General features: G+C 62.0%; 19 protein-coding genes and 1 tRNA gene. 10 read left to right on the top strand and 10 right to left on the bottom strand.

Going from position 1 to position 12,775, the window contains the following annotated elements; genetic code table 11:
* Positions 1-48 precede the first annotated feature (48 nt).
* Positions 49-2,361: a M10 family metallopeptidase gene (locus tag CKO11_RS12520; protein WP_223639280.1), complete on the bottom strand. Its 2,313-nt coding sequence runs from the start codon at positions 2,359-2,361 to the stop codon at positions 49-51.
* 781 nt (positions 2,362-3,142) lie between these two features.
* On the opposite strand from CKO11_RS12520, the gene CKO11_RS12515 reads away from it, so the two are divergent.
* Positions 3,143-3,601 (top strand): GNAT family N-acetyltransferase, encoded by a 459-nt coding sequence (locus tag CKO11_RS12515; protein WP_223639277.1) that lies wholly within the window; start codon positions 3,143-3,145, stop codon positions 3,599-3,601.
* A 54-nt stretch (positions 3,602-3,655) separates the two neighbouring features.
* Positions 3,656-3,732, top strand: a tRNA-Arg gene (locus CKO11_RS12510).
* Positions 3,733-3,762: 30 nt separating this feature from the next.
* Here the strand turns inward: CKO11_RS12510 and CKO11_RS12505 are convergent.
* The 8 genes from CKO11_RS12505 to CKO11_RS12470 form a co-directional block, all read right to left on the bottom strand.
* Complete coding sequence (locus CKO11_RS12505) at positions 3,763-4,845, bottom strand: tyrosine-type recombinase/integrase (RefSeq protein ID WP_223639274.1); 1,083 nt, start codon at positions 4,843-4,845, stop codon at positions 3,763-3,765.
* Positions 4,842-5,138 (bottom strand): DNA-binding protein, encoded by a 297-nt coding sequence (locus CKO11_RS12500; protein WP_223639272.1) that lies wholly within the window; start codon positions 5,136-5,138, stop codon positions 4,842-4,844. The genes CKO11_RS12505 and CKO11_RS12500 overlap by 4 nt, the downstream gene beginning before the upstream one ends.
* Before the next feature lie 102 nt (positions 5,139-5,240).
* Positions 5,241-5,444 carry a hypothetical protein gene (locus CKO11_RS12495; protein WP_223639270.1) on the bottom strand — a complete coding sequence of 68 codons (204 nt, stop codon included), beginning with the start codon at positions 5,442-5,444 and terminating at the stop codon, positions 5,241-5,243.
* Positions 5,441-5,659 (bottom strand): hypothetical protein, encoded by a 219-nt coding sequence (locus tag CKO11_RS12490; protein WP_223639268.1) that lies wholly within the window; start codon positions 5,657-5,659, stop codon positions 5,441-5,443. The genes CKO11_RS12495 and CKO11_RS12490 overlap by 4 nt, the downstream gene beginning before the upstream one ends.
* Before the next feature lie 102 nt (positions 5,660-5,761).
* A complete protein-coding gene (locus CKO11_RS12485) occupies positions 5,762-6,055 on the bottom strand; it encodes a DUF2312 domain-containing protein (RefSeq protein ID WP_223639266.1) in 294 nt (97 codons plus the stop codon).
* A gap of 74 nt (positions 6,056-6,129) precedes the next feature.
* Complete coding sequence (locus tag CKO11_RS12480) at positions 6,130-6,348, bottom strand: hypothetical protein (protein ID WP_223639264.1); 219 nt, start codon at positions 6,346-6,348, stop codon at positions 6,130-6,132.
* 198 nt (positions 6,349-6,546) lie between these two features.
* The gene (locus CKO11_RS12475; RefSeq protein ID WP_223639262.1) at positions 6,547-7,080 is read right to left on the bottom strand and encodes a type VI secretion system-associated protein TagO; all 534 of its coding nucleotides are present in this window, start codon (positions 7,078-7,080) and stop codon (positions 6,547-6,549) included.
* A 255-nt stretch (positions 7,081-7,335) separates the two neighbouring features.
* Positions 7,336-7,680 (bottom strand): hypothetical protein, encoded by a 345-nt coding sequence (locus CKO11_RS12470; protein WP_223639260.1) that lies wholly within the window; start codon positions 7,678-7,680, stop codon positions 7,336-7,338.
* Between CKO11_RS12470 and CKO11_RS12465 the strand changes: the two genes are divergently transcribed.
* The gene (locus tag CKO11_RS12465) at positions 7,679-8,038 is read left to right on the top strand and encodes a hypothetical protein (protein WP_223639258.1); all 360 of its coding nucleotides are present in this window, start codon (positions 7,679-7,681) and stop codon (positions 8,036-8,038) included. The two genes, CKO11_RS12470 and CKO11_RS12465, sit on opposite strands and share 2 nt — an antisense overlap.
* Before the next feature lie 103 nt (positions 8,039-8,141).
* On the top strand, positions 8,142-8,438 hold the full coding sequence (locus tag CKO11_RS12460) for a hypothetical protein (RefSeq protein ID WP_223639255.1): 297 nt from the start codon (positions 8,142-8,144) through the stop codon (positions 8,436-8,438).
* Here CKO11_RS12460 and CKO11_RS12455 read toward each other — a convergent pair.
* On the bottom strand, positions 8,423-8,746 hold the full coding sequence (locus tag CKO11_RS12455) for a helix-turn-helix domain-containing protein (RefSeq protein WP_223639252.1): 324 nt from the start codon (positions 8,744-8,746) through the stop codon (positions 8,423-8,425). The two genes, CKO11_RS12460 and CKO11_RS12455, sit on opposite strands and share 16 nt — an antisense overlap.
* 181 nt (positions 8,747-8,927) lie before the next feature.
* Between CKO11_RS12455 and CKO11_RS12450 the strand changes: the two genes are divergently transcribed.
* The 6 genes from CKO11_RS12450 to CKO11_RS12425 all read left to right on the top strand — a co-directional run bounded on the left by CKO11_RS12450 (position 8,928) and on the right by CKO11_RS12425 (position 12,715).
* On the top strand, positions 8,928-9,380 hold the full coding sequence (locus CKO11_RS12450; protein ID WP_223639249.1) for a hypothetical protein: 453 nt from the start codon (positions 8,928-8,930) through the stop codon (positions 9,378-9,380).
* Positions 9,377-9,739: a hypothetical protein gene (locus CKO11_RS12445; RefSeq protein WP_223639247.1), complete on the top strand. Its 363-nt coding sequence runs from the start codon at positions 9,377-9,379 to the stop codon at positions 9,737-9,739. Before CKO11_RS12450 ends, CKO11_RS12445 begins: the two co-directional genes overlap by 4 nt.
* Positions 9,739-10,419, top strand: coding sequence for a hypothetical protein (locus CKO11_RS12440; protein WP_223639245.1), 681 nt, complete (start codon positions 9,739-9,741; stop codon positions 10,417-10,419). Before CKO11_RS12445 ends, CKO11_RS12440 begins: the two co-directional genes overlap by 1 nt.
* The gene (locus tag CKO11_RS12435; protein WP_223639243.1) at positions 10,403-11,053 is read left to right on the top strand and encodes a hypothetical protein; all 651 of its coding nucleotides are present in this window, start codon (positions 10,403-10,405) and stop codon (positions 11,051-11,053) included. The genes CKO11_RS12440 and CKO11_RS12435 overlap by 17 nt, the downstream gene beginning before the upstream one ends.
* A 175-nt stretch (positions 11,054-11,228) precedes the next feature.
* Positions 11,229-11,804: a hypothetical protein gene (locus CKO11_RS12430; RefSeq protein ID WP_223639241.1), complete on the top strand. Its 576-nt coding sequence runs from the start codon at positions 11,229-11,231 to the stop codon at positions 11,802-11,804.
* The gene (locus tag CKO11_RS12425) at positions 11,801-12,715 is read left to right on the top strand and encodes a hypothetical protein (protein ID WP_223639239.1); all 915 of its coding nucleotides are present in this window, start codon (positions 11,801-11,803) and stop codon (positions 12,713-12,715) included. Before CKO11_RS12430 ends, CKO11_RS12425 begins: the two co-directional genes overlap by 4 nt.
* Positions 12,716-12,775: the final 60 nt, after the last annotated feature.

Raw genomic sequence — 12,775 nt, 5'->3', positions numbered from 1 at the left:
TTAGGGGCCGGGCGAAGCGGGATGTCCCCTTCGCCCGGTCCTTGCGCGTTAAAGCAAGACATCGTCGGCGCTCAGCGCCCCCGCGTTCAGGCCCGAAAGCGTGATTTCCAGCCCGTCAAAACTCAGCACCGTATCGCCCCCGGATTGGCCGAGCGCCGCGCTGAGATCGTCCCAGACGGCCAGCCCCGCCACGGCGGTCAGGTCCAGCACATCGGTGCCGATCTTGAAGTCCACGATCGTGTCGGCGCCGTCACCCGTGGTGAAGACAAAGACATCCACGCCCGCGCCGCCGCTCAACTGGTCGTCACCCGTGCCGCCGATAAGCGTATCATCGCCCTGATTGCCAAAGATCGTATCGGCCCCCGCGCCGCCTTCCAGCGTGTCTTGCCCGCCAAAGCTGATGATCAGGTCATTGCCTTCGCCCCCATCGACCCGATCATTGCCAGTGTCGACACTGTCTTCAAAGCGGTCATCCCCGAGCCCCAGCGCGACAACGTCATCGCCCTGGCCGCCGCGCACCGTGTCATTTCCGGCGCCGCTGGAAAGCGTGTCATTGCCGTCATCGCCAAAAAGCAGATCATCGCCGTCGCTGGTGGTGATGCGGTCCGCGCCGGTTCCGCCATGCACGGTATCCCCGGTTCCGGCGGTGTCGCCGGTGGCGGTATATCGGTCATCGCCACCGCCCAGATCGACGTAATCGCGCCCGCCATTGTCATAGGTCCGATCCGCCCCGGCGCCGCCCAAAAGCGTGTCATTGCCCAGACCGCCCGACAAAACCGCGCCATCGTCGCCAGCGCTGAGATGGTCATTGCCCGTTTCGCCGTGAAGCTGGTCAAGCCCGTTGGTGGCCGTCAGCGTGTCATTGCCGTCCCCGCCCCAAACCTCATCGGCGTTGGTGTCATTGCTGTCAAAGAAGATGTCATTGCCTGCGCCAAGGTGGATCGTATCGCGCCCGAAGCCGCCGCGCACCTGATCATTGCCGGAACCGGCATCAATCGAGTCGTGTCCGCTGCCGCCATCGATCGTATCATCGCCCGCGCCGCCCATAAGCGCATCATCGCCCGCCGTGCCCATCATGTTGCGGCCGATGCTGCTGTCATCGCCAGGGCCGGTGACCAGCAGGAATTGCGTGGCCTCCAGCGCCGAAAGGGTCAGGCCGGTCAGCGTCAGCGTGCCCTGCGCCGTGGCGATGCTGACGCCTGCCGCGCTTTCGCTCATCAGTGCCAGCAGCAAGCGCCAGTCGGTGATGGCCGATAGCGCCGAGATATCGATGCTATCGCTGAGGTCGAAATCGGCGATCGTGTCGCGCCCGAAGGTCAGACCAAAGACAAATGTATCCGCCCCCACCCCGCCGGTGAGCGTGTCATTGCCCGCACCGCCGATCAGCGTATCATCGCCCGCGCTGCCGATCAGCGCGTCATTGCCGCCCGCGCCATCGATCAGGTCATTGCCCGCGCGCCCATTGATGGCATTGTCCGCGGCATTGCCTGTCAGCGTGTCATGGCCCGATCCGCTTGTCAGGTTTTCGATCACCGTGCCTTCGGCGATCACCATATTGCCGAAGCGGCCGAACACATCCGAAATCGCGCCTGCGGTGAGATCGATCCGGCTTGCCTCGGACCGGGCCGAGAAATCGATCCGGTCGATGCCCGAACTGTCGACAAGGGTGAAGGTCACGGAGGCGTTGAAATTCGCGGTGCCCAGATAGTCGAGCGCGCCGCCAGCGGTGGAGCCCAGCCCGTAAACCGTATCGCCGCCGTGAATCGCGCTGGGGGTGCCGTAAAGCGCCTGCATGGCCGCGATGTCGAACATCATCGGGGTCAGCACATAGGCATAGCTTGCATCGGTGTAGCTGTTCAGATTTTGCGAGAAATAGGACATGACAGAGGTTTGCCAGCTGTCATTGGCGTAAAGCGCATGCGTGGGGAAATAGGCCGCGCCGTTGTAATTGCCGGTATGGCCCAGGCCCAAGGCATGCCCGATTTCATGCACATAGGTATGATAGCCGTAGCCGCCCACGCTGTTGCCATAGCTGTTCAGCCAATCGGTCGAGACATTGATCGTGGCCTGAGAAAAGTGCGCCCCGAAATAGTAATAGTTCGTATAGGCCCCCGGGGCCGTATTCTGGAACCGGATCTGCGCGCCCCAGTCGCTTTCGACGAATTGGATATTGGCGATCTCGGACCAATCCGACAAAGCGGTGCGGATCATCGTTACTTCCGCCGCGCTCATATTGCTGGCAATCGAATAGCTGACGGTTCGGCTGGGGCTGAGGGCCCAAGACAGGGTGTGACCCACTTGCCAGTAGCCGATCGTCAACTGCGTGACGGCTTGTTCCGTGGTATAGATTGGCAGAGGCATACGGCACTCCTGTTGAACCGGCGCAAAGCGCCAACGAAACCGCCCCGGCAGAGCCGGTGGCATGAGACTGAGCAACGGTGGGGTGGGGCCGATTTCTTCGGTGCGTCCGATCGCCCTTCAGGGGTAAAATTCAGCGGGTCTTCGGGCAAGGTAATATCCCGCGCAATTTTTATGTATTGGGCGGATGTGCGGTTTTAATTGGCGGTGGGGTTAATGCGCAATTAGGACCTTGGCGCGTAAATATGGCGCGGTTTTCAGAATTCGGCTTTTCGGTGGCGGCCGAATGGAACGGGCGGGGCGGCGCTGCCCGCTGCCGGTGGAAGCCGCAAAGGCCAAAGAATCAGGGGCGGGGAGGGTCGATCGTCTGCGTGGCCTCAGCAGGGAAGGGCTGCAAGCGCGTGATCCGTGCGCTGTGACGGCGCAGGGCATGGCCGTGCGATCAGGCGCTGGTGGGCGCGGATGTTATAATCTTTGGGGGTCTTTTTATTTCGCGCGGCGTGTTTTGTTTTGGCGGATATTTTAGTCCCGATTGTGGGTGATTTAAAATGTTCGGTGATCAAAAAATATGTGCTGCCCTGAATTTTGAAATTAAAGATATATCCGGGTGCGCGTTGGGGGTTTATTGAAAATATAAGAACTGCGGCACACGGCACGCCTTCGGCCGGTGTGTGGGGCCGTGCCGACCCCGCGTTCCGCTCCGCTGCGATCTTTTCAAACTTGGCGGGGCGCGGGGGGCTTTTCTTTGCGCCACAGGACCGCCATAACCGCATCGGAGGCCCTCATGATCACCATTTCGCTTGAGCATCCGGTGCAGGACGATCTGGCACTTTTGCACGCGCGCCACACCGCCGCGATGCATGCCGATACCCCGCCCGAATCGATCCACATGCTGCCCGCCTCGGCTTTGGCCGCTGACGGGATCTGGTTTTACGTTTTGCGCGATGCGGGCACGCCTTGGGCGATGGGGGCGCTGAAGCGGATCACGGCGGATCACGGCGAGATCAAGTCGATGCATGTTCTGGACGAGGCGCGGGGCCGGGGGTTTGCGCGCGCGCTTTTGCATCACCTGATGGCCGAAGCGCAGCGGCTGGGGTTTGCCCGGCTGAGTTTGGAAACCGGGGCGCAGGCAAGCTTCGCGCCCGCGCGCGCGCTTTATCTGGCGGCGGGCTTTGTGGACTGCGCGCCCTTTGCGGATTATCGCCCCGATCCGATGTCGGTGTTTCTGACCCGTGCGCTTTAGCGCGGCGCAGAATGCTTGCGCCGCGCGCGCGCTTGTCGCAAAAGGGGCGCATGCGGTCCCGTAGCTCAGCTGGATAGAGCAGCTGCCTTCTAAGCAGCGGGTCGAGGGTTCGAGTCCTTCCGGGATCGCCACTCCTTCAAAAAGACATTGAAAACGTTAGGTTATTTTCTGTTTTTTACAGATTGGACGGGACTTTTTACAAAGTTCTGGTCTTGTTCTGTTCCGCGAACGGCGCGGCGGCGGTCTGCGGCTTCGGTATAGTGCTGCACTTCGGAGAGGCTTTGATGCCCGGTCCAGGCGGCGATCTGGTGGGTGGTGGCGCCTGCCTCGGCCAAGCGCATGGCGCGAGATTTGCGCAAACCATGCGCGCTGCGGCCTTCGATTTTGGCCGTGCGGGCCGCATCGGCAATGACGGTGCCCAGGGCTTTGTGCGATCTGGTGCGACCGCCGTGCGTGGCCAGAAATGTCATGTGCCCGGTGAGGCAGGCGAGGGCCGCGTGCATCGTGTCGCGGTCTTCGATCATCGCCGCGGCATAGGGGGGCAGGGCGCAGGTCCATGGCACAAAGGCCTCGTCACCCGTTTTCTGTTGGCGAAAGGCCAAAACGCCATCGCGTCCGACCATGCCCGGCCCGATGCGCACCGCATCCGAGATCCGCGCCCCGGTCCAGTAAAGCAGCTCAAAGCAGGCGCGGGGCACGCTACCGATCGGCCAGCGGCAGCGGAAGCGCTCGATCTCGGCGGCAGACCATGGCGGATGGCCCTCGGTTTTTGGGGCCTTGGGCTTGATGACGGATTTCGACGGATCGGTTTTGAGTAAGCGCACGGTGGGGTCTGCGCCAAAGGCGCAAAGTTGACGCCATGCCTTAAGCCGATGGCCTGCCACGTTGGGCTTAAGCACGGCAAGATCGTCGGCAATATCTTCGGGGCGCAGGTGGGCCGCTTTGGCATCTTCGGCCTGCGCCCGGATCGCATCGATGTGGCGGCGTAGCAGGGCGCGGTAATTCTCGGAATGCGCAAGAAACATTTCGGAGCGCAGATAGGCCTCGCAAAGCGCTGTGATCGTGCCGGGGGCAGCGCGCAGTTTCTTGGGGGCCGCGGCGGATGCGGCGGCATAGGCGGCAAGGAAATCGGGGTGGTCGATCGGCAGATCGGGCAATTTCATGCGCGGCTGACCGGGCAGGCGCAGGTAGCGGTAGACCTTGCCTTTGGATGTGCGGATGGTCTGGATATGCTCCAGCGTCACCGTGCTCTCCCGAATTTGCCGGCGCATGTGTTCACCGCCTCCGTTTCCGCGCTTTCCCCTTCAATGGGCAGCGTCGCGATGAATGCGTCAAGGTCGTAGAGGTCATAAAGGCGCTTGCCATCAAGAATACGGCGCGGGATGCCGAGTTGGCGTAGCTTGCTTTCTGAGACGCCGACGTAAAAGGCCGCGCGGTGCGCGGGCAGCAGGCGCGGCGTGAAATGCGGTTCATGCTTACCCATCGGCGGCAGCCTCCGAGATATCATTGAGCCCTGGCGCGATGTCGCCTGTGCCACCGCACTCTTCGCAGTCCCGGTTATCTTGTCCGCAGCGGCCAGCGTGGGGTTTGTCGAGGCGGCGCATGATGCCAGAGGTTTCAGAGATGATCGGGACGCGCATCAAAGCACCCCCTTTACAATCAGCGCGGCGCCTGCGGCGATCAGGCCTGCGCCGCCGTGGATCAGGATGCCCAGCAGCAAGCCGATGCCGATGCCAAGGCCTTCGGTCTGGTCTTCCTCGGCTTGGGTGACGATCTGGTGGGCGCGACGCAAGCCGAGCGCGCCGGTCAGGCAAGCGGCAAGGCCTAAGGTGGTGCAGATCATGGGCGCATTCCTTCTTTGCAGGGCAAAGCAATGGCGCGTGGCCCTGCGAGCGGGGTGATCTTGACTGCGAAGCCATTGTGAATGGCGCGCACGAGGTGGCCGAGGAACCAGCCGCGCGCGAGCGGATCGTGCCAGTCAATGTCGCGGGTGCCGCAGTCGCGCAGCACTTCGTTTCTTTCGGGATCGATCGTTTCGATGCGTTGCGGGAAGGTCATGGATGTCTCTGGTTTTCGGGGAGGCTGCGGCGCGCGGGTGGGGATTTGACGCGCCGCAGCCTTGGCCCCGCGCCGGGAGGAGAGTTTGCGCGCGGGGTGTTCTCAGATCATGCCAAGGGCGGCTTTGTAGATGTCGAGGACCGCCTCTTCCTCGGCCAGATCGTTCTGGTCGCGTTTGCGCATGGCGATGATCTTCTTCATCACCTTGGTGTCGTAACCGCGCGCCTTCGCCTCGCTCATCACGTCCTTTTGCTGCTCGGTGATGTCTTGCTTCTCGGCTTCGAGGTGTTCGTATTGCTCGATGAATTGGCGCAACTCGTCAGCTGCCACGTTGTAGGCGCGGTCGCGCACATCTTTGTCGGCTTGGGTTTCCTTCATCGGTGTCTGATCGAGCATTGGCTTCACCTTTGGAAAAAGTGCCCGGATGCGGGGTCGCTTTGCGCATCCGGGCCAGTGGCAGTGCCTCGGTTTCAGCGGCACTCAGGAAAGAGGGGCGCGGCGGCATTGGCCGGAGCGCAATAATGCGGATCGCGGATCGCACGCAGCTCAAGCGCGGTGCGCAAAGTGGCATTGGCCAGCACCAGCGTGACGATCACCAGCGCAAGGAAGCCCGGGATCGACAGTGGGCGTTGATGCGGCGCGGGAAGCCCGTCGCGCAAATGCAGAAACCGGGGATCGTCACGCCGCATCTTCGCCTCCTGTGAGTGGTGGTTGGTGTGAATACGTTGCGATAAACGCAACAAACGGTCAAGCAAAAAGATGCGAAAAACGCAACAAAATGCTTCGTTTGATTCGCTCTGTTCTCTCGCGTGCGCAAAATTGGTTTGGCGAAAGTAAAAAGCCCCGTGCGATGACGGGGCTCGGTACTGCTGATTTCCAGCTCTGCGCTACCAGTGGCAGGCCTCTCGCACCTTAGGGATCGCATCGTCGATGCCTCGGATGTCGAAGGATGCAGTCGTCGCGGATTCATTGAAGGGGGTGAACCTGACGAGCATCGTCTTGTGTCCAAGCATTTTCTTGATCATCGGGATCGCCCGGGCACCAGACCACAGGCCAAGCGCGGAATTGTTCGTGCTTGCATCCATCCTGACCTTGGTTGCGGGAAGATCGTCAATCCGTAGGTCAACCGAGCCGTAGCCGCTGAACCCGGACGCTAAATGGCAGTTTGTAGCGATGAAGATTGAGGTGGTGTCTTCGTGGCAGCGGATGAAGAGTGTGGCAGGTGCAGATGTGCGGAGGCGCCCGCAATTCACGTCCTCTTGCGACACCGTCTGCATGTAGACGCTTGTCGTGTCTGTGAAGTCAGATGTTTCGACCCTGACGGTCCACGCGGATTGTGTTTCCTCTGCCGTTGTTTGGGGCGTGCGCCCACTCTCGAGGTCATAGCATGCCAGACGATCCAGATCAGCTTCGATGCCCATGCAATCAGATACTTCTGCGCTCGCTATCGGTGCAGATAGGAGCGCGAATCCTGCCGCGAAAGCATATGCATGTACTTTGACAGCGCGTCTTAGGTTGGGTGGCGCAGTCATCTGATTCCTCCTGAAATGTTGATGCGCTTCAATCCTTTTCGCGGTTTAGTAGTCACTTAACCGCAAAATCTGGCGGCTTGCACAGCCAATGTGTTCTCGTAAAGTTCTCCCCTCTTCGAGGAATGGGGGGATTGGTGGATAATATTACTTTTCGGATGCGCGTTGAGGCGCTGCCTGGGGATCAACAGGATGCTCTTCTGGGCTTTCTACTTTCGCTTCTAGGAACTGAAGAAACTCTTCCGCCTGCTCTTGAAGCTTTGGCGGCAAGCGCTCGTAGATTTCGACGATCGTGTCAGACTTAGAGCGCGCGCCGCGGCTGCGAAAGAAGTCGATCACTTTGGGTATTTCTTCCGGCTGTACGCGACGACTGCCAGAGAGGGTTTTTGTTACCTTCTCCAGCGATATGCCGAGGGCCTGAGCGAGTTCGGTCTTCTCGCCCCGTCGCCCTGTCAGGCGTTGCTTGATCCAGTTTCCATCGATCACTTCCATGGTGGAAGATTGGCAAAAGCTGCGAAAATCGAAAATTGACGAAATTCGCAACTCGTTGCTTGACCGCATATTGCGATTATCGCAATGTATGGGCATGTTGAACCCTGCCAAACAAGTGATCCAAATCTGCGGCGGCTATGAGGCCGTCGCCGAGATGACCGGGCGCAGTACCGTGCGCGTACGGCGTTGGGAATACCCCAGAGACCGTGGCGGCACCGATGGTTTGATCCCCGCAGAATGCCAGAGGCTTCTTCTTATCGCAGCGCGAGCGCGTGGGATTGATTTGCGGCCTGAGCATTTTTTCGACTTCCAAACGCCAGATCGGGCACCCGGTTTCGGGGTCGAGGGGGCGGCATGATGCAAGGGCGTAGATCATTGGGTAAGCCTGCGCGCGCGCCCGGCCTGTATCAAGGGAATCCGGTTGCGTTGCCCGGTCCCCAGATCAGGGAGGGGGTGCTGTGGTGATCGTGTTCGAACTTGCCCCGAGTTTGATCTTGCCCGTGGTGCGCGAAGTCGTTGGCTGTGCACTTACGCGGGTGATGGTGGTCTGTGTCGACCGGGATTCCCTTGAGGTCGATGTGCTTGATGAGGCGCATTCCGGCACGTTCGACTCTGCCGCACTAAGCGCACGGCTTTGTTCGGAACTGTCTGCGGTTGCGGGTGCGCCGCTGCCAAGTGCTGGCGCAACTGTTTCGGTTCAGGTGGCTGCGTTGGGCGAGGGATTTACTGAAGTGCGGGTGTCTCAGCCATGCGCGTGATCGGTTTCCTGTTCCTCGGGCGCATCGAAAAGGTCGTCAAATGCACTTTGTCGATCATCCGCATGGGCCGCAGCGAGCGACATGCTGCGTCCGGTCGGGGCTGGGGTCATGGATTGCGCGGGTTTGCGTCCAGTCGCATTAAAAGCGAGGGGATGGCGCCCAAGTTTGGCTGCCACCAGCCAGCGAGGCATGCCCTCGGCCAGCAAAAGCGCTGCGGTTTGGCGCTCATCGTCGGTGACTGTGCCTTTGCGTACAATCGGCATGTCGTTGAGTTCAACCCCGGTGACGGGGTGTCTGGTTCCAGCCATCGCATCTTTCCGTGTTGTGCGATGGCTGTTCGCGGCGGGAAAGGCTGTCTCCTTTCCCGTCGCAACCATCGCGAGACAATGAATCCACATTGGAAGTCTGCGCCTGTGCCCCCCTTCGGTCAACCGGCTGGAAGGAACGGGGTACTTAGCTCCAAGGAGTTGTGTTGGGGGGAGGGTGTGCATGTTTGATTTCCGTGCAACGTTGCGGATGCAGGTGCGCGCGCTAACCGAGCGGTTGGGCGGTGTGCATGGCGCTGCGGCGGCACTGGAGGCGCGCTGGGGTGATCCCGTTGCGGCCTCGACCATTTCGCGCAAGCGCGAAGGCTCGCTGGAATTCACCGTGGCCGATGTCGTGGCTTTTGAAGATGCGCTTGGCGCGTATCCGGTGAGCCGGATGCTGGCGCGGCGGATGGCCGATGCAGAGGTGGCGCGCGCGATGGATGCGGGCGAGCTGGCGTTGCAGGCAGGCGAGATCGCGCGCGAGGTGGGCGAAGCCGTGGGCGCGCTGGTGCAGGCCGCGCAATCGGCCCGTGCTGTGGATCGGGCGGCAGCACTGAAAGAGATCGATGAGGCGCTGGACGCGCTGCGCAAGGCGCGCGGGGCGCTTGAATTGGAATATGGGGGCACGAAATGACTGCCGTAGGAGCGCAGCCCATTGATGGGCCAACAGGCCAGACCTGCAGGGCAATGCGGATCGAGACCGGGCGCATGGTTGCCTTTCTTGATCTGATCCGCGCGGGGCTTGCGGGTTTTGGCGATGGCGAGATCGAGGCGATCGACCGTTTTTGCGATTATGCCGGGCTGGTGCGATTGGTGCAGATGGAACCCGAGGCGGGCGCGCTTGTGTTGTTGGCGGTGCCAAGCCTGCGGATGCTGCATTTTCTTGAACGGTTCGACTGTGCCCCTTGGGCTGCTTTCGCGCAGGCCTATGCCGGGGTCGCGCTGCCGCCAGAGTTGGGCGATGTGGAAAGTTTGCTGGCGAGGGCGTTTTGATGGCGGATGCGCAAGATACCTTCGGGCCGATCATCGTGCGCGGTGAGGTCTTTCCAGATGTTGCGGCGGTTGCGGCGCGGTTCAACGTAACGCGGAACACGGTATTCAAGGCGCGGCGCGACGGGAAACTCGACACGCTTGGGCTGCGCAATGCGCGCACGGATTTGGTGATCCGGGGGCGCGCTTTTCCAAACACTCGGGCGGTGGCCAAGGCGTTTGGCGTGTCAGTCGCCCATGTGGCGCAAGCGGCCCGGTCGGGCACGCTGGACCGGATCGGGCTGGATCGAAGCGCTTCGGCCATGCCGATCTGCATTCGCGGCAAGCGGTTCAAAAATGCCCGGGCGGCGGCGCGGGCTTTCGGCGTGACGCCAGGGGCGATTTATAAGGCTTTGCACCGAGGCGGGATCGACGGTCTGGGCGAGCCGCGCAAGGGCGTGAGCGGGGCAAAACCGTTCGAGATGTTCGGCCTGCGCTGGCCCAGCATGGCAGCGGCAAGCCGCGCGCTGGGGTTTGGCCCCGGCTACATCAGCAATGCTTATTGCAAGAAGTCCGAGGCGATGATGGCTCGCATACGCGACGCGGTGATCGCCGAAGGGATGCGGCGCAATGCGCAAGCCGCCGAAGCGCGGTTGCGTGCCGCGGCGCGCGACGGAGGAGGCGAGCATGCAACAGCAGCGTGACCTGGCAGAAGCGGGGGGCAAGCGTCTGGTGGCGGTCGATCTGGCTTCGCTGCCGGAATATGAGTTTGGCGACTTGCGGCTTGAGGGGCATTTCTTTTTGCCCTGGCATTTTGGCCGCTTTCTCAATTCGGTGATGCACTTGCGGGCCAGCTATGAGGTGCAGGGGGTCGCGCGGGCGCTCTTCGACATTGCGCAGATGCAGTTCCCCACCGGCACGCTGCCCGATGATGATGTGCAGCTTTCGCGGCTTTTGCGGATGGACCTTTTGCATTGGCAGACGCTGCGCGCGCAGGATTTTGGGCCGCTGCGGGGCTGGTTTCGGGTGCGTTGCGGGGCGGAGGTCCGATTGGCGCATCCGGTTGTGTGCGAGGTGATTTCGCAGGTCTTGGAGCGGCGTGAAGAACGCGAGCGCGAAAGCAACGCCAAGGCTGTGGCGATGCGGCTCAAGCGGTTGCGCGATGGGTTGCGCGCGCTTGGCGCGAGCGAGGATTTGTTGCGCGACCAGGTGCTGATCGAGCGGATGGACCGCTGGCTTTTGGATAATGTGCCCGGTCAGCGCCGGGTCGAAGCCTATGAGCGGGTGATGATGATGGCGGTGCGCGAGCGCTGGATTGAGGGGCCGCGACTGGTCTGACGATCTGTTACCGTAACAGTTGGGAACTGTTCCGGAACGTTACGCCACGTGGGTAACAGTTACCCCCAATAAGAAAAGAAAGAAAACAATAACAAAAGAAACAACACACCCGGCAACAGAAACGACCGGGTCGCCTTTGGATAGGTCGCAAGATTGCAAAGAAGAGGGAAGGCCGATGGGGCAGGAACAAGGGCGCAGCGAGGCGCGGGTGCGGGGGGTGTTGCTTGAGCCGATGGCTGGGCTCAAGCGGCGGCGTGGGGTGACGGCAGAGGCACAAGAGCGCGAAGCGGCGCGGATCGCGCGGAAACTGGCCTATATGAGCGAGGCAAACCTGCGCGGCTTGTGCGAGCTGGCATTGAAACAAGCGCGCGGGGTTTGGCCGGAAACCGCGCTGATCTTGAGCTGGGGCTATGGGCTGCAGGTGCCGCCGCCCAGCGAAAGCGATTATGTCGGTTCGTTGATGCGATCGGCCATGGGGCGCGCCGCACGCGATGGCGGGTATTTGGTCGAGCTGATGCGAATGGCAAAGCGGCTCGGCCCGCCGCCGGGTCGCTACATGCTGTCGAAACTGCGCGAGGAAGCCGCTGACAATGCACGGCGCCGGGAAGGGTTGCGGCGGATGATCGACAAGGGCACGTCGCTGCGGCGCGAGGATTTGGAGTGGCTCAACCGCTATCACGCCGATCTGGCGCAGGCCGAGGCGATGCTGGCCGATGACGCGGGCGAAGGCGCGGCGGGGTGTGCGGCATGAGCATGATGATGCGGCAAGGGGCGCGCCGGATGCCTGCGAAGGCGCTGGCGTATATTGCAGTGATGCAGGTGGCCGGGGCGGCAGATCGCGATCTGTTGGCGGCATTGTCCGACACTGATCGGGCTTTGGTCCAGTCTTGGGTGGCGGTGGTGCGATGGGCTTTGTCGGAGCGGCGTTTGCGCCGCGAGGATGTCTGGCGTCGTGTGGATGGCCGGATCGAGGCGGTCTTGGGTTTGGCGCGCCTGCAGACACTCTCGCAGGCTTATGTGATGGCGCGGGCGGCAGCGCCAGCAAGCTGCGGGCCTGAGATCGTCGCGGCGCCTGCGCGTGGTGCGTCTATGCGGTTTCAGCCCGAGGCGATGGTGCCAAAGGGCGAAGCCGATTGGCGCGCTGAGCCGGTTGGGTATCGGGGCCGGGATGCGGTGCGGCGCGCGGATCTGTTCGACAAGATGGAGCGCGCGGCTTTGCGCGCCGGGCGTGAGGTGCCGTTTTCGCCGGGGCAGGTTTCGGCGGGGCGCTCTTATGCGGCGCTCGTCGAGTTCGTGTCGGCAGGCGGGGTCAAGCTGTCGAGCCTTGAGGGCCGGATAGGGGGCGCAGGCGGCGGGGGAGAGGTCGCATGGATCGAGCGCTATTGCCAAGCGTCGGAACGGCTGCGGCGGATGCGCATCGCAATTGGCGATGGGGCGGCGCTGTCGGTGCGCCGGGTAAGGCCTTCCAAGCGGGCCAAGCCGGGCGCGACCGGTTCGGCGCGCACGATCTCGGATCGGGTTCTGGTCGATGGGGTTTGCGTGTCGGGTTTGAGTTTGGGCGATGTGTTGCTCGCCAATGGCTGGGCCAAAAGCGGGCAGAATATCGAGGCGGTGCGGGGCGCGCTTGCAGCGGCTTTGGAGCGCATGCGGATTTGGGCTTGACTGTTAAATCGCGAATGGATACCCATTTTACCAAGATGACGAATAGCGCCCGAAGGCTGG

Source organism: Rhodobacter sp. TJ_12 (assembly GCF_020023995.1).
Lineage (GTDB): Bacteria > Pseudomonadota > Alphaproteobacteria > Rhodobacterales > Rhodobacteraceae > Rhodobacter.
The sequence above is the reverse complement of the archived record's forward strand: the minus strand, read 5'-3'. Positions and strand labels throughout refer to the sequence as shown.

Bases quoted from the DNA above. Each gene is read 5' to 3' on its own strand.
- CKO11_RS12440 (WP_223639245.1), top strand. From the start codon at position 9,739: ATGGCGGATGCGCAAGATACCTTCGGGCCGATCATCGTGCGCGGTGAG.
- CKO11_RS12430 (WP_223639241.1), top strand. From the start codon at position 11,229: ATGGGGCAGGAACAAGGGCGCAGCGAGGCGCGGGTGCGGGGGGTGTTG.
- CKO11_RS12480 (WP_223639264.1), bottom strand. From the start codon at position 6,348: ATGCGGCGTGACGATCCCCGGTTTCTGCATTTGCGCGACGGGCTTCCC.
- CKO11_RS12470 (WP_223639260.1), bottom strand. From the start codon at position 7,680: ATGGAAGTGATCGATGGAAACTGGATCAAGCAACGCCTGACAGGGCGA.
- CKO11_RS12465 (WP_223639258.1), top strand. From the start codon at position 7,679: ATGGTGGAAGATTGGCAAAAGCTGCGAAAATCGAAAATTGACGAAATT.
- CKO11_RS12490 (WP_223639268.1), bottom strand. From the start codon at position 5,659: ATGACCTTCCCGCAACGCATCGAAACGATCGATCCCGAAAGAAACGAA.
- CKO11_RS12515 (WP_223639277.1), top strand. From the start codon at position 3,143: ATGATCACCATTTCGCTTGAGCATCCGGTGCAGGACGATCTGGCACTT.
- CKO11_RS12445 (WP_223639247.1), top strand. From the start codon at position 9,377: ATGACTGCCGTAGGAGCGCAGCCCATTGATGGGCCAACAGGCCAGACC.
- CKO11_RS12475 (WP_223639262.1), bottom strand. From the start codon at position 7,080: ATGGGCATCGAAGCTGATCTGGATCGTCTGGCATGCTATGACCTCGAG.
- CKO11_RS12425 (WP_223639239.1), top strand. From the start codon at position 11,801: ATGAGCATGATGATGCGGCAAGGGGCGCGCCGGATGCCTGCGAAGGCG.
- CKO11_RS12435 (WP_223639243.1), top strand. From the start codon at position 10,403: ATGCAACAGCAGCGTGACCTGGCAGAAGCGGGGGGCAAGCGTCTGGTG.
- CKO11_RS12520 (WP_223639280.1), bottom strand. From the start codon at position 2,361: ATGCCTCTGCCAATCTATACCACGGAACAAGCCGTCACGCAGTTGACG.
- CKO11_RS12450 (WP_223639249.1), top strand. From the start codon at position 8,928: ATGTTTGATTTCCGTGCAACGTTGCGGATGCAGGTGCGCGCGCTAACC.
- CKO11_RS12455 (WP_223639252.1), bottom strand. From the start codon at position 8,746: ATGGCTGGAACCAGACACCCCGTCACCGGGGTTGAACTCAACGACATG.
- CKO11_RS12495 (WP_223639270.1), bottom strand. From the start codon at position 5,444: ATGATCTGCACCACCTTAGGCCTTGCCGCTTGCCTGACCGGCGCGCTC.
- CKO11_RS12485 (WP_223639266.1), bottom strand. From the start codon at position 6,055: ATGCTCGATCAGACACCGATGAAGGAAACCCAAGCCGACAAAGATGTG.